Here is a 16,770-nt window from a genome sequence, read left to right as displayed (position 1 = left end):
GTTCTCGGTCGGATTGATCGCCACATCCCCGCCACCGGCCGCACTCGTCTTCAACCCCTGCTTGCCCAGCCAGGCACGCAACGCCACATCCTGGGTCCCGCCCAACTGCGGCGACGCCAGGGTCTTGCCCTTCAAATCCGCCGCCGAAGTGATCCCGGGCCGGACCACCAACTGCGCCCCGCCCGAGGCCGCGCCGGCAATGATGCTCACCGAAGCGCCCTTGCTTTGCACGAACGAGTTGATCGCCGGGTTCGGGCCCAGGTACGCGGCATCGATCGCGCCGGCATTCAACGCCTCGACCGCCGCCGGGCCGGCGTTGAAGATCTGGGTGGTCAGCTTCGTGGTGCCCAGTTCCTTCGCGATCAGGCCCTTGCTCACCCCGACCAGGGCCGGGGCGTGGGTGACGTTGCCGAAATAGCCGAGCTTGAGTTCCGCCGCGGGCGTGGTCAACGCCGCCGCCACGGCCGGCTGGGCCTCATTGTTCTTCGCAACCACGGACGCCACGGCAGCACCGCCGCCCACCAGCACCACCAGACCGGCAGCAACACCAATCTGAAGCGCACGACGACGGGACGGCTTACCACCGTCACCAGCAACAATCCTTGTGGTCGACTTGTCGTTAGGGGATGACACGGGAGTATTCCTTCGGGGATGGGCATGCCTGAAGTACGTTCCAGGCAAGCGAACGGAGAGAACTTTGGGGGTGTAGAGGAGCATCCGCCGGGTCCGGACTCCGTGGATGGATTGAGATTACGGAGGCCTGGTACCGGGAGACAACGGGAGGCGACACGGCGGGTAACCGCGGGACGTTCGCCTTCATGTGTCGACTTGGTGCGTCATTCAAGGACCAAGTCCTTCATCCAGGAAGAATGGTCGCCGCGCCTCCGCGGCAGGTTTCCGCGCCCTTGGCTCTCTCCGGCAAATCATGCGAAATTGAACGCACTATTCATTTATTGAACGCTTTGGGAGTTTACCGGTGGTCCGTTCCGTAATGGTTGAGTGGAAAAGGCCAAAATTGCCAAGGGGCTTGGCGCTGATCACGCAATCGTCGGCTACGAGGGGTACGCCGGGCGTGTCCGGGAAATCACGGAAGGCCGCGGCGCCGACGTTGTTTATGACTCCGTGGGTCGCGATACTTTCGACGAATCCCTCAAAGCGCTTCGGAAGCGCGGGATGCTGGTACTTTTCGGAGCTTCGTCGGGCCCCGTGCCGCCGGTAGACCTACAGCAGCTCAACAAGCATGGCTCCCTCTATGTCACACGCCCGACCGTCGATGACTACTGCTCGTCCCCTGAGCAATATTCCGACGGCGGATCAGCCGTCCGCTTTTCGGCCCACCCGGGCCATGAAGCGCTCGGTGTTGATGATGACCCGCTGATGGTTTCCTTCGCCGATGAGCCCTTCTTCGTCGAGGCAGAAGACTCTGAAGTGGAGCGTGCGGGCTTCGACGCTGACGAGTTCGACTGTGGCGGCGATTTCCATCCCCACGGGCGTTGCCGCCACGTGGCTGATGTCCACGTGGGTCCCCACCGTGTGCTCGCCCTCGCCGAGGAAAGGCCGGAGTGCCTCGACGCACGTCTGTTCGATGAAGCCGACCATCATGGCCGTGGCGAAGACCGGGGGCATGTCCGCAAAGCCGGGCCAGCGAGGTTCCACTGCCGGCACGGTATGGCGCTCCTCGACGGTCATGTATTCGGTGTGCTTCAGCCCGACCGCCAGTTCCTTGGCGCTCATATCGTTCCCACTCTCATATTGATCGGCCAGCAGACCCGGCGGGAGCCTTCGGGGTCTCCCCACAGCTCGGAAAGCTCGCCGGCGAACGTGTGCAGAATATCCTCATGGCCTGCTTCCTTGACGGCCCGGACTGCCGACCAGGTTGAGATGTAGCCCAACAGTTCGGAAAGCGTCAGGTGCTTTTCGATGTTGATCGGGGCGAGGGTGGTTTCCTCGAACGGGAAGTCGATGGTGCGGTAGCCGTCGTCGACCAGTTTGCGCTCAGCCGGCCAATACGGCCCGATTTCCCGCTGGTAGAAGGTTTGGAAGCGTCCGTCCAGGTCGCCGTCAAGGCTCATCACGCCGTAGCTGATCAAGGCGAGGATGGCGCCCGGGGCCGCGATCCGTCGGACCTCCGTGTAGAAGGCGGGAAGGTCGAACCAGTGCGCCGCCTGCGCCGCGGTAACCAAGGCGGCGGTGTTGTCCTCGACTGGCAGGTTCTCGGCGGGCGCGCCGACGTACAGCACGTTAGGCAGCGCGCTCGCGCTTGCGAGCTGGTCCGCGCTGGAATCGACGCCGACGACGGTCCGGAACCACGGTGCGAGCAGTGACGTGAGCTGTCCCGTGCCGCAGCCGACGTCGACGGCCAGTTCTTTGGAGGGTGTGAGGGCTGCCAGGTCCGAAGCGAGACGCGGCGGATACTCGGGCCGGAACCGGGCATAGTTGCCGCCACCGGTAGTGAACCAGTTTTTCGCTGCATGGTTATCCATGAATGGCCTCCATTTGTGCGTCGCCTGCGGCTGCCAAGCGCGGTCCGAATCCTTGGCGATCCAGCGCATTCGCTGTCTCCTGCAGGACCCTCAAGAGCGGGTAGCCGATTTCTTTTTCGAGTTCGCTGATGGCGGTGAAAGTCGCTTCCCACTGCGGTTCAAGTGCGTGCACCAGGTCTTCGCCCTCCGGGGTGAGGCGGAGGCCACTTTTTCTGCCGTCGGATACGCCGTACCGCTCCACGAGCCCCGCGCCACCCATGAGCTTCACGGTCTGGCTGACCGCTCCTTGCGTCAGCCGGGTCTGCTTCGTCACATCAGTGACGGTTTCGGCCCCGGCGGCCAAGGCGCGCATGACCGGTGTGAAACGAGGGCGGTACTCAAGGCCCATTCGCCTGTACTGTTCTTCAGCTCCCTGCTCCACCAATTCGGCGACGTACCGCAGCAGCTCGCCCAGTCCTGGTCTTTGAAGTTGTTCCATGTCCACGGTTTACATTAGCGCTAATGTAAACTGGAGGGTGCGTTATGCATCCGTGTGTCATAATATTCGCATGAATGCAGATAAGGCTTGCGGCTTGGACGTCGACAGCGAGTACGTCGAGTTGGCCGTAGAGGTGTTCGCGATGCTTGCCGACGCGACGCGGGTCCGTTTGATCCTGGCATTGCGCGACGGCGAGATGTCCGTGAATGAACTTGCAGAGACGGTCGGTAAGCCCCAGTCCGCTGTGTCGCAGCACCTGGCGAAGATGCGGATGGCACGGATGGTCTCCACCCGCCACGAAGGCACCCGCGTGTTTTACCGGCTGGAAAATGAACATGCCCGTCAACTCGTGGCCGACGCTATTTTCCAGGCCGAGCACACTCTTGGCGGCACCCCCCGACACCACCATGTGCAGGCCGAAGGCGGTGCAGCATGAAGCACGCGGGTGAGGACACAGAGGGCCACGTCGTCAACACGCATGCCCATGACCACGAGCATGACCATGTCCACGACCATGGACATGATGACCACAACCACGAGCATGCGCATGACCACGATGGGCATTCCCATGGGCATCACCATCACGACCATGACCACCATGGCCACGACCATGAGCACCCCGGGGGCCTGAGGGGTTTCCTTCATGGCTTGTTCGTCCCGCACAGCCATGATGCTGCGGATTCGGTTGACGAAGCGATGGAGTCTTCAGCCCAGGGCATCCGGGCGTTGAAGATTTCCTTGGCTGTCCTGGCCGTGACCTCGTTGTTGCAGTTGGCGGTGTTCTTGTTCAGTGGCTCGGTGGCCCTTCTGGCCGATACGATCCACAATTTCTCGGACGCCTTGACGGCGGTTCCGTTGTGGGTGGCGTTTGTCCTGAGTCGTCGTGCGGCGACGCGGACGTATAACTACGGGTTCGGGCGTGCCGAGGATCTGGCCGGGTTGTTCATTGTCGCGATGGTGGCGTTGTCGGCTGTGGTGGCCGCGGTCGAATCCGTGATCCGTATTTTCCAGCCACAGCCTTTGGCGAACCTCGGCTGGGTCCTCGCAGCCGGCCTGATTGGCTTTGCCGGTAACGAGATCGTGGCGGTTTACCGGATCAGGGTCGGCAAGGAGATCGGTTCGGCCGCGCTGGTAGCGGACGGTGTCCATGCCCGGACCGACGGATTCACTTCGCTGGCCGTCGTCGTCGGCGTGATCGGTGTCTGGCTGGGGTTCCCGCTGGCGGATCCGATCATCGGTATCCTGATCTCGATCACTATTTTCGTCCTCTTGTGGGGCACTGTCAGGGACATCGGACGGCGGCTGCTCGACGGCGTCGACCCCTCCCTGGTGGAACGGACAGAGGCGGTGATTGCGCCGGTGGCGCCCGCCGGCTCGACCGCGCGGCTTCGCTGGGCCGGCCACCGCCTCCACGTTGAGGTCGCAGCCCCGGCCGATCCAAGCTGGACCATGACGGAGTTTGCCGGAATGACGCGTTCCGTCGAGGAAGCTGTACGGACGGGAATCCGCAACGTTGGAACGGTGCTTGTAGTCGCCCGCCAACCCTGATTTGTTTAGGAGTGCGTGCACTCACCAACCAAGCTACGAAAAGGAACAACATGTCTGTTGTGAAGATCAACGCCATCCACGTCCCTGAAGGCAAGGGCCCCGAACTCGAGCAGCGCTTCGCAGCCCGGGCACACGCCGTCGACGGGCAACCCGGATTCGAAGGATTTCAGCTCCTTCGCCCGGTCAAGGGCGAGGACCGCTACTTCGTGGTCACTACCTGGGCTACCGAAGATGACTTCCAGAATTGGCGGAACGGACGGGCAAACGAACAGCACGGCGGCGACAGGTCTCCTGTGGCAACCGGGGCCGACCTGCTCGAGTTCGAAACTGTCGATTTGTAAGTGGGCACCGACTGCGGACGGCGCCCACTGATGTCGTCCGGGCGCCCGGGAATCTCAGGACGCCGACGGTGTCTCGAGCATAGGCGTGTCAGCGCAGACGGCCTGGTTCCGGCCGCGGGATTTGGCTTTGTACAGTGCGTCATCCGCAGCCGCGATCATCCCGGCAAGGTCGGCACTGTCCGCAGGTGAACTAAAGGCAATGCCGTAGCTGACGGTGGGGTAGTGGATGCCTTCGGATGGTTCCGCGAGGGCCATCCGACGGCTGATATCCGAGGCAACGGCCTTGGCGTATTCCGGGCCCGCTCCCGGAAGCAGGATGAGGAATTCTTCGCCGCCATACCGTCCGGCCAAGCCCGTGCGGCGTACCGAAGCGCGGCATGCCCCGGCGAATGCTTGCAGCGCGGCATCGCCGGCGGCATGGCCGTGGCTATCGTTGAGTGCTTTGAAGTGGTCCAAGTCGGCAAGGATCACGGTGGAGACCGGTTCAGTGGCGCTGATTCGGGTGAGTTCCCGGCCTGCCAGGTCCATGAAGGCTTGACGGTTCAGGAGCCCGGTCAGGCTGTCCCGCGTGGCGCGTTCGTTGAGCGCGCGGATGAGTTGCTCGTTGCTTAGGGACACCATGCTGAAAGACGCGATGACCAGGAGCACCAAGGTGACCAAGCTAGTGGTCGCCGGACTGAGGTAGGTGCGCAAGGCGATCCCGCCCGGTCCCTCGAGCAAGTAAGCGACGGCCCTGCAGAAGAAAAATCCGCCCAAGCCCGCGGCGGCCAACGCCAGGGAAATGCGCGTACGTGAACTGGAAGATTTCACCCGCCAGAGGTCAATTGCTGCGAGGCCCATGCCCGTGGACATCAAAACCAAGTACACGAGGCCACCGGCCCAGATGTTCGTGCCCGGGTTCTCAACTGCCGCGGCCAAGGCCGTGGCGGCAGGCGCCGTCCAGAGCTGCCATGCCGGAGTCGGAAGGAGTCTCAGGGATCGTGAGCCGGCCCAGACGCTGAACGCTCCAGCAACCAGAAACGCGTTTCCGGACGGGCCTGCCCAGATTTGGAACATGGTGCCGTCCAGCAAATAGGACATGTTCCCGGCAAGGAGGAAAGCGATGGCGAGGCACCACCAGCCGCTGTAAGGGGCACGCGAGCGACGGTACGAGTCGAAGAACAACAGGCACAGGATCAATGCCGCAACGCCCAGGATCACTTCCATGCTGGCCGGATCAAGACCCATGTTCGCTCTTTCTCGAGGGGTGAGAACAGATTACGGCACGGCCCGTCGGCTGGCGCGCAATCAGAGTCATCCGACCTTGGTCGCGTCGGAGGAGGGACTCTGGGATGTAACGTCGCGGCGCTTGGAACGCCGCGACGAGGCTCGCGAATCGAGCCAGGAAGGGCTCCCGGCAAATGCGCCCGCACGAAATCACGGGCGCGAGCAGTGACCTATCTGCCCAGCTTCACCGTTTCCTTGTGTGCGTCGCTGTTCCGCGCAGCGTCAAGGACGCGGAGCGTTTCGATTGCTTGTTCCGCCGGAACGGGCAGGGGAGTGCCGTCCTCGATGGCGGCGGCGAGACCGTCGTAGTAGTCGGTGTAGTCGCCTTGCAGCGAGGGGATGGTGCGGGATCCTTCGGCGGTGCGGAGGGTTCCCCAGTGATCGCTTGTTTCGTAGCCCCATTCTTCCCGGTTCTCCGCGGGACGCTGGCCGGCGAAGATGGCCTGGGTCTGGACGTCGGTGTAACAGGATTCGTAGCTGCCCTGCTCGCCGAGGACGCGCAACTCCTTGGAAGTGAGCCGGTTGACCTTGCTCGCGGAGACGTGGGAGTGGACCCCGCCCCTATGTCCGATATTGATGACGAACCCGGCGTCAGTGCGTCCGTCTTCAAGGTCGACCCAGTCTAGTTGGGCGCTCACCCATTCCGCGGGGCCGAAGAGGTGGAGGGCCTGGTCGACGAGGTGGCTGCCCAGATCCCGCAGGAGTCCGCCGCCCGCCCCGGCTTCCAGGCTCCCCGGCTCGTCGAGGTCGAAGCGGGAATCGAACCTCCACACGTTCCCGATCGAACCGCGTTCGACGACGTCGCGCAGCGTGCGGAGGTCGGTGTCCCAGCGCCGGTTGTGGAAGACACCCAACAGGACGCCCGCCGACGCCGCGGCTTCGACCAGTTCCTGGCCAACTTCGGCCGAAGGCGCGAACGGCTTGTCCGCGACCACATGCACGCCGCGGCCGATGGCCTCGAGGACCAGCTCCTGCCGCGTTTCCGGCGGTGTGGAGATGACGACGACGTCGACTCCGGCGTCGATCAGTTCGCCCAAGGTTCCGTAGACCGCGACGTCGGGAACATCCTCCCCGACGATCCGGGCTCGCTCCGCCGAGCGTGTTACCACCCCGACCAGTTCGCATCGGGCCGAGGCTTGGATGAAGGGTGTGTGGAAGTAGCGGCCGCCGGCACCGTAGCCGACAAGACCAACGCGAAGCGCCATGATGTTCTCCTTTGAATGTCGGGCTAGAGCTTGATGTGATGCCGCAGGGCTTCGACGAGCAGGGCGTGGTCGTCGTGCATTTCCAGGCCGCTCACTCCTACGGCGCCCACGAGGGTTCCGCGGACGCGCAGGGGAAAGCCGCCGCCGGCTGCCGCGTAAAGAAGCGGGTCGAGTGCCGAGTGGGTCTCGAAGGACTCCCCGTCCCGAAGATATTGCGCTCGGACCGCGAGGCTCGAATGCCCATAGAGCCGGACCACACGGAACTTCCGCTCGAGCCAGTCGTCGTTGAGGGCCGCCGCTCCCTGGGTTGCCGCGTGGAACGCCCGCTGGTCACCGAGCGTAATCGCGACGCCCACTCCGAACCCCTGTTCGACGGCGGTCCTGCGCAGCCAGCAGCCCACCGACCATGCATCATCCACGCCGAATTCCGGGAAGTCGAGTTCAGCTTCTTCGGCCAACAGGACATCGTGCAATTCGGCCGCGTCCAGTCCGCGGTATCGCTGTCCTATTGGCAGCATGGTGAGCCTCCTCGGCATTGCTTTGTCAAGACATAAAGACAATATCCGAGTGAAGTGTTCCGGGGAAGATGCTTACGGCAAGTGTCGACGGCCTCGCGTGTGCCGGCGCTAATGCGACCTAGTCGGTCGCGATCATGACATCGGAAGCTTTGACCACCGCGTAAGCCTCTTGGCCGACGGCCAGCTCGAGTTCATCGACCGATTCGTTGGTGATCGATGCGGTAATGACCGATCCTTCGATTTGAATACGGACGTGGGCGGTCGTGGCACCTTTGGTGATTTCCACGATGGTTCCCTTGAGGCGGTTACGGGCGCTGATCTTCATGATGCTCTCCTCGTGTTGGCCCGGCGGCTTCTTCCCGTTCGCACGCCAGGAATGAGGACAAGTCTAGGCCTGGCGGTGCGTCGACGATATGGAAGTACCTTGCCCTCGCCGCGGACCCAATAGCCACATTTTCACCATTGTTACCTTCAATCTGCGTGGTTACGGGAGTAGTCTGTACGGAATTCGGTTTGAGGGGACCAAACAGAAAGGTGGTGTCCGCGAGCGTGAGCCTCAAGGATGAGTGGGATCGGCTCGGTTCCGAGACCCGGACATGGCTTTTGGAAAATCCGGCTTGCCTGCTTTTGCCTCCCGATATGTCGGCGAAGGTCAAAGCGGATCCGCATATCGACGTCGAGCTTGACCCGAACGGACAAGTTGTCCTCTCCCGGGAAGACCTCGACTTCATCAGGGAGAAGGCGGAGGCCGCGGGGACGATCCATGCCCCCGAAGGGGAGTATCAGTTCTTCGACACCGCTTCCATACCTGTCATCCGCAGTGCGGCTTCACGGAATGGGGCTTAGCAGCCATTCTCGTCTGGACAAGGTGACCCGGGTGGCCTGAGCCGACCTTGTGACAGACTCCTTAGGTGTCTGATCTTATGAGCGGCGTCGACCGCATGACGCGGGCGTTTTGGCGTGTCACTGGGCGCCGTGTGGAGGTAGGCGGCGACCAGGCCTGGCTCGACGCACCAATGCACCGCGAGTCCGTTATCGGCGACAACTGGCTCAGTGACGCGGCGGCCGCCATTGGCGGTGTGGTCGTGCGCGACGAACCCGGTGGGGGACTGCTTCCGGAATTCGCCGCGTTGGACGGTCCTCACTTTCGCGCCGCCGCAGTACACCCTGATATTCGTGACTTCTACGAACGTACATCCTTGTGGCGGATGGAAGTGTGGACGGGTTGGAATCCGATCTTCCAACCGTTTGGCGAGTTCATCGCCCGCTATTTCGGGCGCCGGGTCCAGCAGTTGACCATTCCCACCCGCCCCCTTGACACTGCCCTGGGAATGGACAGCGACATTGCCGCAATAGTCGCCCCGGACGGGCGGCAGTCCGGCGCGGGGTGGATCCGCAGGCTCCGGTCGACGGGTGCGTACGTTTACAGCGGCTTCTATCGTGTGACGACGCTGCCGGAAACCACGCAGCCGAGCGTGCATGTGAGCTTTCCCCTCGAATCAGGGAATGTGCAAGTCTTCCTGCGGCCGCGCGCTCTATCCGACGGCTCGCTGGAACTGCTCTCCACGCGCGGCACGTTCGGCACCGACGGTGCCTACCTCACGGTAAGCAGGGGCGGCATCGTCCACGCCACCCGTCTGCCGCTGCACGAGACTTTCAGGCTGTACGTCGATGACGACGGCGTCCTTCGAACCGATCACGTCATCCGCATTCGGTCTGCCGTCGCCGTCCGACTTCACTACAAGCTGACCCGGACACAGGCGTAACCGCCTCGCATCACCGGGCGATCCCGGTCCGAAGTGCTTGCGGGCTAGCGGCAGCCTGCGCTACGGTCGGCCAAGAGGTTGCCGGCGGCAAGCAATATGGATGCTGTTTGGCGCGTTGCTTTTCAAGCCGACCACGAGCAAGGAGCCCAATGTCACTCGTCCGCGTTCACAACTTCTCTGTCTCCCTCGATGGATTCGGTACCGGAGAAGGCCAATCCCTCGACACGCCCTTCGGTCACGCCGGATCACGCCTGATGAGCTGGGCTTTCCCAACGCGAACCTTCCAAGGGATGGGATTCCACGGCAAGGATGAGGGCTCGAATGGAATCGACGAAACGTTCGCGAGCCGCTGGGCCTCGGGCATCGGCGTCGAAATCATGGGCCGGAATAAGTTTGGTCCCCAGCGCGGTCCGTGGACCGATGAAGAGTGGAAGGGCTGGTGGGGTGACAACCCGCCCTTCCACACGCCGGTGATCGTCCTGACGCACCACCCGCGGCCCGCGTTGACTATGGAGGGCGGCACGACTTTCCACTTTGTGGACGCGAAACCCGCGGAAGCGCTCGAACAGGCCCGCGCGCTCGCCGGCGACCTCGACGTGAGAATCGGTGGCGGCGTGGACACGGTCCGGCAGTTCCTGGCAGCCGACCTGATCGACCAGATGCATATTGTCCAGGTCCCCGTACTTCTCGGCCGTGGCGAACGGCTTTGGGATGGCATGGAGGGACTCGAAGAACGATTCGAGATTGAGGCGGCACCTTCGCCCAGCGGCGTCACCCACCTGACGTTCGCACGTCGCGGCCGCGCCGCCACAACTGATCAGGCAAGCTAAACCGCCGGCACAACGGCCCGGCACCACGCCTATTGCGGGCTGGAGTCGGGGCCGTCCCAAGGCCGGAGTTATCCAGCGTGGGTTACGGCTGGGAGCGGCCCGTGGATCAGTCGGGCAGTTCGATCGTGAATCCGCAGGCGCATTCGAGTGTCTTCGTGGACAGGATGACTTCGGCCATCCCGGCGTCCGAGCATTCCGCTGTAGACATCGGTGCGCGTTCGGTCCTGCAGGTTAGGTATCTTTTTCATGGTTCTTGCTTGCTTCTTCGGGTAGCCCGGCCCAGTGATTGTTCCATTCGTGGTACTGGGGTACCGCTCCGTGATGGTGCTTGTTGTTGTGCTTTTTGGCGTACCGCAATGCTGGCTTGAGTTCGTGGAAAAGGCGGTCCTTCGATGAGCCGCCGCACTGCACGAGATAGGCGGTGCCGTTGGGACCGTAGGAGGGAGAAACGTCGGCCGGTCTGGTCATGGCAGGGTTCCTTTGTGTTTGCTGCCTTCGCCTGTTCGCGAAGGTTCGTCTACGGTGTAGTCGATGGGCGTAGACTTTTGCTGTTTTTTACACAGTAACCTTATATTTGCGGTAAGGCAATGACTTAAATGCGCTACTGCGCTTCAGTCCCCGACGGCGGTTGCTCGCCGTCCTGCGACGGCGTCCATCCCAGCGCGGGCCCTAGTTTCCCGGCGATGTCGCTGAGGATCTGGACATAGTCTTCGTGGTCAAAGCTGAAGGGCAGTGCGAAAGCGACTTCGTCGACTTCCTGGAATCCTGCGTGCGCATACAATTGCCCGGCGATTTCGTCGCTTGTGCCGATGAGGTCCGGAGCGTAGAGCATGCCCTTCGGTCCTTGTGGTGCCCGTGTCCGGGGAGTGCGCTCGTCGACGTAACGCTGGTACTTCTCCCTCTGCGCCGGAGACGCTGAATCGGTCGGGATCACCACCAAGCCTTGGGAGACGCGAGCTGGTCCGCGTGCTTGGGCCGACTCGGCGGCCTCACGGAAGGCACGGATCTGCGATTGCTGGACGAGGCCGAAATCGGGTTCTTGTCCGGCGTCGACAAAGACCACGCTGCTTGAGAGCAGATTGAAACCGTTTGCGCCGGCCCAGGCGGCCGACTTAGTGCTGGCGGCCCCGTACCAGAGCCGTTCACGCAATCCAGGTGAATGTGGCTCGACGCGGTTGGAGAATTCTTCGACCACCCCGTGCTTGCCGGAAAAGTCCCGTACCTTTTCTCCTGCGATCAAGCGGGCGAGCCGATCCACGCGGGCGTAGCTGAAATCCTCTATGTCCGCGGAATCCGGGTACAGTTCATGCTTCACGGTGCCGTAGTGCATGGGTTCCCCGACGCTCAGGCCCGGGTTGATGCGTCCGCCGGCCAGCAAATCCACGGTGGCGAGGTCCTCCGCCAGGCGCAAGGGGTTTTCCCAACCCAGTGGGGTCACGGCGGTTCCAAGTTCAATGCGCGAGGTGCGCTGGCTGGCGGCAGCCATCACCGCGATGGGGGAGGAGATCCCGAACTGCAGGTGGCGGTGGCGCAACCATGCGCTGTCGAAACCAAGCCGTTCGCCGAGTTCGATGATCTGCAAAGTGGACTGGTGGCCCGCGGCGGGGTCCTCAGGATCGAACAGGCCGATCGTGAGGAAACCAAGCTTGCGCAGAGGACTTCCATGGCCGGGCATTGCACTCCTTCAGGATCGGGGGCAGCTTTTCCCTCAGGATATGCGCAGGCTCCTGGATATGCTCCCGAGCATGACGGGAGGTTAATTCAGCCGGCAATCAGTGCGCGGGCGGTCACAACCAGAGCTTGCCTTCCTCCTCCTGGTGGCTGAGGATCTTGCGGAGCTTGGCGAGGTCCAGGGCTTGATTGCCCCACTGGATTTCCAGTTCGTGCAGTGCACGTCTGCAGTTGTCACACATGATGTTTCCTTTGTTGGGGGTGCGTTAGTGGAGGGTGGTTTCCGATGGATGGCGAAGCCGGGAGGTTTCGCCGTGGATACCGCTACCGGGTCCGAAGCCTTCGCGGGCCAGGTCATGGAGCAACTGGTGGTAGCCGGAGAGGGCCAATGGCGGCATTTGGTGGAGGGAAGCGATCGTTGCCTGGGGTTGGTCAACGCGGAACAAAGCCAGGATGGCCCGGTCTTCCTGCGCGTCGTTCAATGCCCGGTAGGCTCCGATCGAACACTCCGAGATGAGCGCCTCCGCATAGTTGCTGAGGCGTTCCGTGGACGTCGGATTTCCGGCCCGGTGCCACACGTGGACGGCGTCGTTGCTATCCATGATGACCCGGTCCTACTCAAGCTCTGCCGGTGTGATGCCGGTCACTTGTGCTTCTTTCATATAGCAAAAATACGCCTGGCAATCGAATTGCGGGAGAGTCTCGGGAATATTTGGATGAGAAATTCGGAAGGCTATTTTCCCATTGGAGTTAACATGTTGGAAACATTCGATGATGCCCCTGGTTTTGGGGCTCCTGATGGCGCCAGCCCCGCGCTGACGGGCCTGGAGAGCCCTTCGCGGGTCCGTCTCCTGCCCACATGCGCGTCTTTGCCCTGCCGGGGCGTAGGGTTCGGAGCCTCTTCTTTACGAGGAAATGCGGCAACCGATGAATGCGAATCACGCAATTAGTCGAATGTATATTGTCATTTTCTTGGACTAATTTGTTCCGGCGCATTCACCGGCGCGAGCAGAGGACTGTGGGGCCGTGCCGAGGGGCGAGCGCCGCCCGGATTCAAGCCCATTGAACCGTCAGCAGACTTGCCATTATCGTTGCATTAACGGATGCGCATTCGAACTGACAGTCCCTTCCGATCCGGCGAGACCGTCGCAGAAAGGAGCGCCGTGAGCCAGCAACCCCAGCCCCCGCGGCAGGAGCCGAGCAGGGCCAATCAGCCGCAGCCACAGCAACCTGTCACCCGGGCGGGTGTGGTCTGGACGGCGGTCGTCGTCGCCCTTATCGTACTGATCTTGTTGATTGTGTTCTTCCTGCAGAACCAGGACTCCGTCCGCGTGTACTTCCTTGGCTTGGGCGGTTACGTTCCGCTCGGGCTTGCGCTCTTCATTGCGGCGGTCGCCGGGGGCGTCCTTGTCGCGGTTGCGGGAGCCGTCCGCATCTTGCAGCTTCGGCTGCTCGCTCGGCGCTCCCTGCGCACAAAGCCCCCGACGGCGGCAAAGCGGTGAGCGTCCGGCGCACCTTTCAGCTTTCGCATTCGATGCAGTAGAGGTTGCCGTCCTTTTCCCGTGCGATCTGGGAGCGGTGGCGGACAAGGAAGCACGAGGCGCAAGTGAACTCATCGCTGCCTTGGGGCACAACGCTGATGACCAGTTCCTCGGCGACGATTTCGCCGCCCGGGCCTTCCGATTCCAGCTCGTCGCCCGCTTCGACTTCAAGGACCGCGCGCATCGGCGTCGGCGCGTTGGCTGACTGCAGGGCTTCAAGGGATTGTTCCTGGGCCTCTTTCACTTCCGGGCGCAGGTCGTCGTAATCAGCGGCCATGATGTGTTCTCCTTTCCAGGAACCAATGAGAAGTCTTGGTCCTAGACGCATATCATAAGCATGCTTAGTATTGTTTTGGCCCGTCGGGCGTGAAGGAAAGTCGAACTCCAATTAAAGACGCACCAATGAACCTGGGCGCCTCGTTGCTGTAGCATCGCCGCATGGCGGTCAGTGTCAGTGTGCAGGTTGTCGATTCGCGCGTCATTGCCGCTGTCCGGCGCGTGGTTGCGGCGGGCGACGTCGGCTCAACCTGGGGGGCCGCGATCGGCAAGGTCTGGGACTTTGTGCGCAGCCAGCCAGGGTTGTGGACGGATGGGCACAATATCTTCGTCTACCACCACTCCGAGGAGCCAGGATCGCCCATAGTCTGCGAGTTCGGCGTCGAAGTTACGCGGCCCTTTGACACCTCTGGGGAGGTGTACGCGACCCGGACGCCTGGCGGTGAGGCCGCCGTCGCGATCTTCCACGGACCTTACCACCGCCTGCAGGAGGCCTACGACGCCCTCGACGAGTGGATGACCATGAATCGTCGTGAGTCCGCCGGGCACTCCTGGGAAATCTACGGCGACCCCACCCCGGATCCGGCCCACACGGAAACCACCGTGTTGCACCTCCTGAAGTAGGAGGCCGACGCGTCTAGACGCCGGCCTTGACCAGTAGCGCATCCACCAACATGAAGAACATGCTCCGGTAGTCGGCGGCTTTGGGATTCGTCATGTATTGGATGGCCGCTCCGTCATAGATCATGAGGAAGGACCGCACCAGCATGGGGAACTCTATGAGGCATTCCTCGCCCTTGCTCCGGGCCGCGGAGGAGAAGATGTTCCCCAGCTCGGTTTCGTAGGCCGGATATATCTTCCCGGCGAGGGGGCTGACAGGCGCGTTGCGTGTTGCCCACAAGATAAGTTCGATTTCGGCGAGGAGGCTGGCCGGTTCTTCCACCAGTGCGCGCCAGTAGCCCTCGGCAACTTGCTCAACGGCCGCACGGAGGCCCAATTCGATGGCGACTTCGCTGGAGAAGCTGCTGAGGTTCTTGAGCCAAGCCTCGGCGGCCGATTCCATGAGCTCGTCTTTGTTCCGGAAGCAATAGTGGGCCGTGGCCAAGGGGGCGTTCGCTTCCTTGGCGATGGCCCGGATGGTCACCGACTGGACGCCTTCGCGGCGCATCAGTTCGACCGTTGCTGCAATCAGCTGTTCTTTGCGTTCGTCGGCGGGTACCCGCATAGCTCACTCTCTAGTCTTCCGGCTGGGGTCCAGTGGGGGACAGTGCCTTAAGACTATTGCTTAGACAAAAGTCGCGCACCCTGTCTTGAACCTCCGACTAGAACAGGCGTATAAAACAGCGCCGCGGCCCAATTTGTCGGGCCGCGGCGCCGTGACACCCCGCGGGATTACCGAGAGGCGAGGGTCTCAGCGGCGTCGACCGCTTCCTCGGGATCTTCCGAGTCCAGGTCTTGCGACTGCCCGTAGAGGTACCTTTCCAGGGAATCGTCCATCGCGTTGAGCCAGCGTGTGTGGTGCTTCGTCGCCATGGTGCCGGTAATAACGGAGCGGTGGATCATGTCGCGGTAGCCCAGGATGTCGGTGTGCTTGTGGTGCATCCAGTCCTTGAACAGCTGCGACACTGCATCCAGGTCGAACGGCGGGTAATCGGTGGCGTCGATAAGCTCGCGCAAGTAGTCCGTCTGGAAGTCCGCTTCGGCGTCGTGATCCGGCAGTGCCGCCTGGCGGTCCAGCCAGACTTGGATATCCGCCTCGCGTTCGGCGATCGGAGGGAGCTCAATGGTTCCGGTCATCACGTCGCGGGCAAACCACGCTTGCGCGTCGAACATATTGAAGGTGTAGTACTGGTCCTGGGCGCCCAGATAGAACAGGTTGGTGTTCTGCTGCCACACGACTCCCTTGTACAGGTTTCCGGGATACAGCACGTTGGGCGATTTCAGGGAGAGCTCGCTGGGCAGGAACGGGTACTTGTGCTGGTAGCCGGTGCAGAGTACGACGGCGTCGAAGTCGTCTTGGGTGCCGTCGCTGAAATACGCAGTGCTGCCCTGGAAGTGGGTAACAAGCGGGCGTTCCACGGTGGTGTCGGGCCAGTGGTATCCCATGGGGTTGGTGCGATAGCTCATGGTGATGGAGGCAGCGCCCATTTTGTGGGCCTGCATTCCGATGTCTTCGGCTGAGTAGCTGCTTCCGACCATGAGGAGTCGTTTACCGTAGAACCGTTCGGCGCCGCGGAAATCGTGGGCATGCAGGACTTCTCCGGGGAAGGTCTTGATGCCTTTGAATTCGGGGACGGCCGGGACGTGGAAGTGGCCCGTGGAAACGACGAGTTTGTCGAAGACATGGGTTTCGGTGAGGCCGGTCTTGAGGTCCTCGACCGTCACCGTGAACTCTTGGGTGGACTCGTCGTAGCTGGTGTGGCGTGCCACGGTGTTGAACCTGACGTACTTGCGGACGTCGGACTTCTCCACCCGGCCCTTGATGTAGTCGAAGAGCACTTCACGGGGCGGGAAGGAGGAGATGGGGCGGCCGAAATGTTCATCGAAGGAGTAGTCGGCGAATTCGAGGCATTCTTTCGGCCCGTTGGACCACAGGTGCCGGTACATGCTCGAATGCACGGGCTCGCCGTGGCCGTCCAGGCCGATCCGCCAGCTGTTGTTCCACTGGCCGCCCCAGTCGGACTGCTTCTCAAAGCACAGGATCTCGGGGATGGCGGCGCCTTTTTGCCGTGCCGATTCGAACGCCCGCAGTTGCGCCAAGCCGCTGGGTCCGGCGCCGATGATTCCAACTCGTAATGTCATGTTGCTGTTCTCCTCTTGCAATTGGTCGTGGGGGTTTCTGCTCGC

The 16,770-nt window shown here is 62.3% G+C and carries 24 protein-coding genes and 1 pseudogene; 10 read left to right on the top strand and 15 right to left on the bottom strand.

The window, feature by feature from the left end:
• Positions 1 to 633 (bottom strand): ABC transporter substrate-binding protein (locus tag E1809_RS06150; protein WP_235835475.1); only part of this gene is annotated, 633 nt, incomplete at its 3' end.
• Between the two features lie 366 nt (positions 634 to 999).
• Between E1809_RS06150 and E1809_RS27350 the strand changes: the two are divergent.
• Positions 1,000 to 1,224: pseudogene (locus E1809_RS27350) on the top strand (zinc-binding dehydrogenase); the annotation flags it as partial.
• A 90-nt stretch (positions 1,225 to 1,314) separates the two neighbouring features.
• Here E1809_RS27350 and E1809_RS27345 read toward each other — a convergent pair.
• Genes E1809_RS27345 through E1809_RS06130 form a run of 3 tightly spaced genes read right to left on the bottom strand, consistent with a single transcriptional unit; the run spans position 1,315 to position 2,961 of the window.
• Complete coding sequence (locus E1809_RS27345; protein ID WP_133203330.1) at positions 1,315 to 1,734, bottom strand: thioesterase family protein; 420 nt, start codon at positions 1,732 to 1,734, stop codon at positions 1,315 to 1,317.
• Entirely contained in the window at positions 1,731 to 2,483 is a 753-nt protein-coding gene (locus E1809_RS27340) for a class I SAM-dependent methyltransferase (protein WP_133203329.1), read from the bottom strand. Before E1809_RS27340 ends, E1809_RS27345 begins: the two co-directional genes overlap by 4 nt.
• The gene (locus E1809_RS06130; RefSeq protein WP_133203328.1) at positions 2,476 to 2,961 is read right to left on the bottom strand and encodes a MarR family winged helix-turn-helix transcriptional regulator; all 486 of its coding nucleotides are present in this window, start codon (positions 2,959 to 2,961) and stop codon (positions 2,476 to 2,478) included. Before E1809_RS06130 ends, E1809_RS27340 begins: the two co-directional genes overlap by 8 nt.
• 70 nt (positions 2,962 to 3,031) lie before the next feature.
• Here E1809_RS06130 and E1809_RS06125 point away from each other — a divergent pair, with 70 nt between their 5' ends.
• From E1809_RS06125 to E1809_RS06115, 4 genes are all read left to right on the top strand, one after another.
• A complete protein-coding gene (locus tag E1809_RS06125) occupies positions 3,032 to 3,397 on the top strand; it encodes an ArsR/SmtB family transcription factor (protein WP_133203327.1) in 366 nt (121 codons plus the stop codon).
• Between the two features lie 9 nt (positions 3,398 to 3,406).
• Positions 3,407 to 3,592 carry a hypothetical protein gene (locus E1809_RS27335; protein WP_235835474.1) on the top strand — a complete coding sequence of 62 codons (186 nt, stop codon included), beginning with the start codon at positions 3,407 to 3,409 and terminating at the stop codon, positions 3,590 to 3,592.
• 65 nt (positions 3,593 to 3,657) lie between these two features.
• Positions 3,658 to 4,509 (top strand): cation diffusion facilitator family transporter, encoded by an 852-nt coding sequence (locus E1809_RS06120; RefSeq protein WP_235835473.1) that lies wholly within the window; start codon positions 3,658 to 3,660, stop codon positions 4,507 to 4,509.
• 50 nt (positions 4,510 to 4,559) lie between these two features.
• Positions 4,560 to 4,850 carry an antibiotic biosynthesis monooxygenase family protein gene (locus E1809_RS06115; protein WP_133203325.1) on the top strand — a complete coding sequence of 97 codons (291 nt, stop codon included), beginning with the start codon at positions 4,560 to 4,562 and terminating at the stop codon, positions 4,848 to 4,850.
• 54 nt (positions 4,851 to 4,904) lie between these two features.
• Here E1809_RS06115 and E1809_RS06110 read toward each other — a convergent pair whose 3' ends face one another.
• From E1809_RS06110 to E1809_RS06095, 4 genes are all read right to left on the bottom strand, one after another.
• Positions 4,905 to 6,077 (bottom strand): GGDEF domain-containing protein, encoded by a 1,173-nt coding sequence (locus E1809_RS06110; protein WP_133203324.1) that lies wholly within the window; start codon positions 6,075 to 6,077, stop codon positions 4,905 to 4,907.
• A 209-nt stretch (positions 6,078 to 6,286) separates the two neighbouring features.
• Positions 6,287 to 7,321, bottom strand: a complete 1,035-nt coding sequence (locus E1809_RS06105; RefSeq protein ID WP_133203323.1) for a Gfo/Idh/MocA family oxidoreductase — start codon at positions 7,319 to 7,321, stop codon at positions 6,287 to 6,289.
• A 23-nt stretch (positions 7,322 to 7,344) separates the two neighbouring features.
• A complete protein-coding gene (locus E1809_RS06100) occupies positions 7,345 to 7,839 on the bottom strand; it encodes a heme-degrading domain-containing protein (protein WP_165962225.1) in 495 nt (164 codons plus the stop codon).
• 118 nt (positions 7,840 to 7,957) lie between these two features.
• On the bottom strand, positions 7,958 to 8,164 hold the full coding sequence (locus E1809_RS06095; protein WP_133203321.1) for a TOBE domain-containing protein: 207 nt from the start codon (positions 8,162 to 8,164) through the stop codon (positions 7,958 to 7,960).
• 224 nt (positions 8,165 to 8,388) lie between these two features.
• Between E1809_RS06095 and E1809_RS06090 the strand changes: the two genes are divergently transcribed.
• The 3 genes from E1809_RS06090 to E1809_RS06080 all read left to right on the top strand — a co-directional run bounded on the left by E1809_RS06090 (position 8,389) and on the right by E1809_RS06080 (position 10,435).
• A complete protein-coding gene (locus E1809_RS06090; protein ID WP_133203320.1) occupies positions 8,389 to 8,685 on the top strand; it encodes a hypothetical protein in 297 nt (98 codons plus the stop codon).
• 65 nt (positions 8,686 to 8,750) lie between these two features.
• Positions 8,751 to 9,605, top strand: a complete 855-nt coding sequence (locus E1809_RS06085; RefSeq protein ID WP_235835472.1) for a hypothetical protein — start codon at positions 8,751 to 8,753, stop codon at positions 9,603 to 9,605.
• A 149-nt stretch (positions 9,606 to 9,754) separates the two neighbouring features.
• A complete protein-coding gene (locus E1809_RS06080; RefSeq protein WP_133203319.1) occupies positions 9,755 to 10,435 on the top strand; it encodes a dihydrofolate reductase family protein in 681 nt (226 codons plus the stop codon).
• A 231-nt stretch (positions 10,436 to 10,666) separates the two neighbouring features.
• Here the strand turns inward: E1809_RS06080 and E1809_RS06075 are convergent, their stop codons facing one another.
• The 4 genes from E1809_RS06075 to E1809_RS06065 all read right to left on the bottom strand — a co-directional run bounded on the left by E1809_RS06075 (position 10,667) and on the right by E1809_RS06065 (position 12,708).
• Positions 10,667 to 10,903, bottom strand: a complete 237-nt coding sequence (locus tag E1809_RS06075; protein WP_133203318.1) for a hypothetical protein — start codon at positions 10,901 to 10,903, stop codon at positions 10,667 to 10,669.
• Positions 10,904 to 11,036: 133 nt separating this feature from the next.
• Positions 11,037 to 12,110 (bottom strand): LLM class flavin-dependent oxidoreductase, encoded by a 1,074-nt coding sequence (locus E1809_RS06070; RefSeq protein WP_133203317.1) that lies wholly within the window; start codon positions 12,108 to 12,110, stop codon positions 11,037 to 11,039.
• Between the two features lie 112 nt (positions 12,111 to 12,222).
• Positions 12,223 to 12,348, bottom strand: coding sequence for a hypothetical protein (locus tag E1809_RS27690; protein WP_268908665.1), 126 nt, complete (start codon positions 12,346 to 12,348; stop codon positions 12,223 to 12,225).
• 24 nt (positions 12,349 to 12,372) lie between these two features.
• The gene (locus E1809_RS06065) at positions 12,373 to 12,708 is read right to left on the bottom strand and encodes a hypothetical protein (protein WP_133203316.1); all 336 of its coding nucleotides are present in this window, start codon (positions 12,706 to 12,708) and stop codon (positions 12,373 to 12,375) included.
• Positions 12,709 to 13,269: 561 nt separating this feature from the next.
• On the opposite strand from E1809_RS06065, the gene E1809_RS06060 reads away from it, so the two are divergent.
• Positions 13,270 to 13,608 (top strand): LapA family protein, encoded by a 339-nt coding sequence (locus tag E1809_RS06060; protein ID WP_308166784.1) that lies wholly within the window; start codon positions 13,270 to 13,272, stop codon positions 13,606 to 13,608.
• Between the two features lie 16 nt (positions 13,609 to 13,624).
• On the opposite strand, the gene E1809_RS06055 is transcribed toward E1809_RS06060, so the two are convergent.
• Positions 13,625 to 13,924, bottom strand: coding sequence for a DUF4193 family protein (locus E1809_RS06055; RefSeq protein ID WP_133203314.1), 300 nt, complete (start codon positions 13,922 to 13,924; stop codon positions 13,625 to 13,627).
• Positions 13,925 to 14,085: 161 nt separating this feature from the next.
• On the opposite strand from E1809_RS06055, the gene E1809_RS06050 reads away from it, so the two are divergent.
• Entirely contained in the window at positions 14,086 to 14,547 is a 462-nt protein-coding gene (locus tag E1809_RS06050) for a GyrI-like domain-containing protein (RefSeq protein WP_133203313.1), read from the top strand.
• A 13-nt stretch (positions 14,548 to 14,560) separates the two neighbouring features.
• Here the strand turns inward: E1809_RS06050 and E1809_RS06045 are convergent, their stop codons facing one another.
• The gene (locus E1809_RS06045) at positions 14,561 to 15,148 is read right to left on the bottom strand and encodes a TetR/AcrR family transcriptional regulator (protein WP_133203312.1); all 588 of its coding nucleotides are present in this window, start codon (positions 15,146 to 15,148) and stop codon (positions 14,561 to 14,563) included.
• A 167-nt stretch (positions 15,149 to 15,315) separates the two neighbouring features.
• Positions 15,316 to 16,725 carry an NAD(P)-binding domain-containing protein gene (locus E1809_RS06040; protein ID WP_133203311.1) on the bottom strand — a complete coding sequence of 470 codons (1,410 nt, stop codon included), beginning with the start codon at positions 16,723 to 16,725 and terminating at the stop codon, positions 15,316 to 15,318.
• Positions 16,726 to 16,770 lie beyond the last annotated feature (45 nt).

Source organism: Arthrobacter terricola (assembly GCF_004354015.1).
Taxonomy (GTDB): Bacteria; Actinomycetota; Actinomycetes; order Actinomycetales; family Micrococcaceae; genus Arthrobacter; species Arthrobacter terricola.
Note: the sequence above shows the minus strand (reverse complement) of the source record. Positions and strands in the feature narration are given on the sequence as shown.

What these genes read in the sequence shown, in the direction of transcription:
- E1809_RS27345 (WP_133203330.1), bottom strand. Translation starts at nt 1,734, where the DNA reads ATGAGCGCCAAGGAACTGGCGGTCGGGCTGAAGCACACCGAATACATG.
- E1809_RS27340 (WP_133203329.1), bottom strand. Translation starts at nt 2,483, where the DNA reads ATGGATAACCATGCAGCGAAAAACTGGTTCACTACCGGTGGCGGCAAC.
- E1809_RS06130 (WP_133203328.1), bottom strand. Translation starts at nt 2,961, where the DNA reads ATGGAACAACTTCAAAGACCAGGACTGGGCGAGCTGCTGCGGTACGTC.
- E1809_RS06125 (WP_133203327.1), top strand. Translation starts at nt 3,032, where the DNA reads ATGAATGCAGATAAGGCTTGCGGCTTGGACGTCGACAGCGAGTACGTC.
- E1809_RS06120 (WP_235835473.1), top strand. Translation starts at nt 3,658, where the DNA reads ATGGAGTCTTCAGCCCAGGGCATCCGGGCGTTGAAGATTTCCTTGGCT.
- E1809_RS06115 (WP_133203325.1), top strand. Translation starts at nt 4,560, where the DNA reads ATGTCTGTTGTGAAGATCAACGCCATCCACGTCCCTGAAGGCAAGGGC.
- E1809_RS06110 (WP_133203324.1), bottom strand. Translation starts at nt 6,077, where the DNA reads ATGGGTCTTGATCCGGCCAGCATGGAAGTGATCCTGGGCGTTGCGGCA.
- E1809_RS06105 (WP_133203323.1), bottom strand. Translation starts at nt 7,321, where the DNA reads ATGGCGCTTCGCGTTGGTCTTGTCGGCTACGGTGCCGGCGGCCGCTAC.
- E1809_RS06100 (WP_165962225.1), bottom strand. Translation starts at nt 7,839, where the DNA reads ATGCTGCCAATAGGACAGCGATACCGCGGACTGGACGCGGCCGAATTG.
- E1809_RS06095 (WP_133203321.1), bottom strand. Translation starts at nt 8,164, where the DNA reads ATGAAGATCAGCGCCCGTAACCGCCTCAAGGGAACCATCGTGGAAATC.
- E1809_RS06080 (WP_133203319.1), top strand. Translation starts at nt 9,755, where the DNA reads ATGTCACTCGTCCGCGTTCACAACTTCTCTGTCTCCCTCGATGGATTC.
- E1809_RS06075 (WP_133203318.1), bottom strand. Translation starts at nt 10,903, where the DNA reads ATGACCAGACCGGCCGACGTTTCTCCCTCCTACGGTCCCAACGGCACC.
- E1809_RS06070 (WP_133203317.1), bottom strand. Translation starts at nt 12,110, where the DNA reads ATGCCCGGCCATGGAAGTCCTCTGCGCAAGCTTGGTTTCCTCACGATC.
- E1809_RS27690 (WP_268908665.1), bottom strand. Translation starts at nt 12,348, where the DNA reads ATGTGTGACAACTGCAGACGTGCACTGCACGAACTGGAAATCCAGTGG.
- E1809_RS06065 (WP_133203316.1), bottom strand. Translation starts at nt 12,708, where the DNA reads ATGGATAGCAACGACGCCGTCCACGTGTGGCACCGGGCCGGAAATCCG.
- E1809_RS06055 (WP_133203314.1), bottom strand. Translation starts at nt 13,924, where the DNA reads ATGGCCGCTGATTACGACGACCTGCGCCCGGAAGTGAAAGAGGCCCAG.
- E1809_RS06050 (WP_133203313.1), top strand. Translation starts at nt 14,086, where the DNA reads ATGGCGGTCAGTGTCAGTGTGCAGGTTGTCGATTCGCGCGTCATTGCC.
- E1809_RS06045 (WP_133203312.1), bottom strand. Translation starts at nt 15,148, where the DNA reads ATGCGGGTACCCGCCGACGAACGCAAAGAACAGCTGATTGCAGCAACG.
- E1809_RS06040 (WP_133203311.1), bottom strand. Translation starts at nt 16,725, where the DNA reads ATGACATTACGAGTTGGAATCATCGGCGCCGGACCCAGCGGCTTGGCG.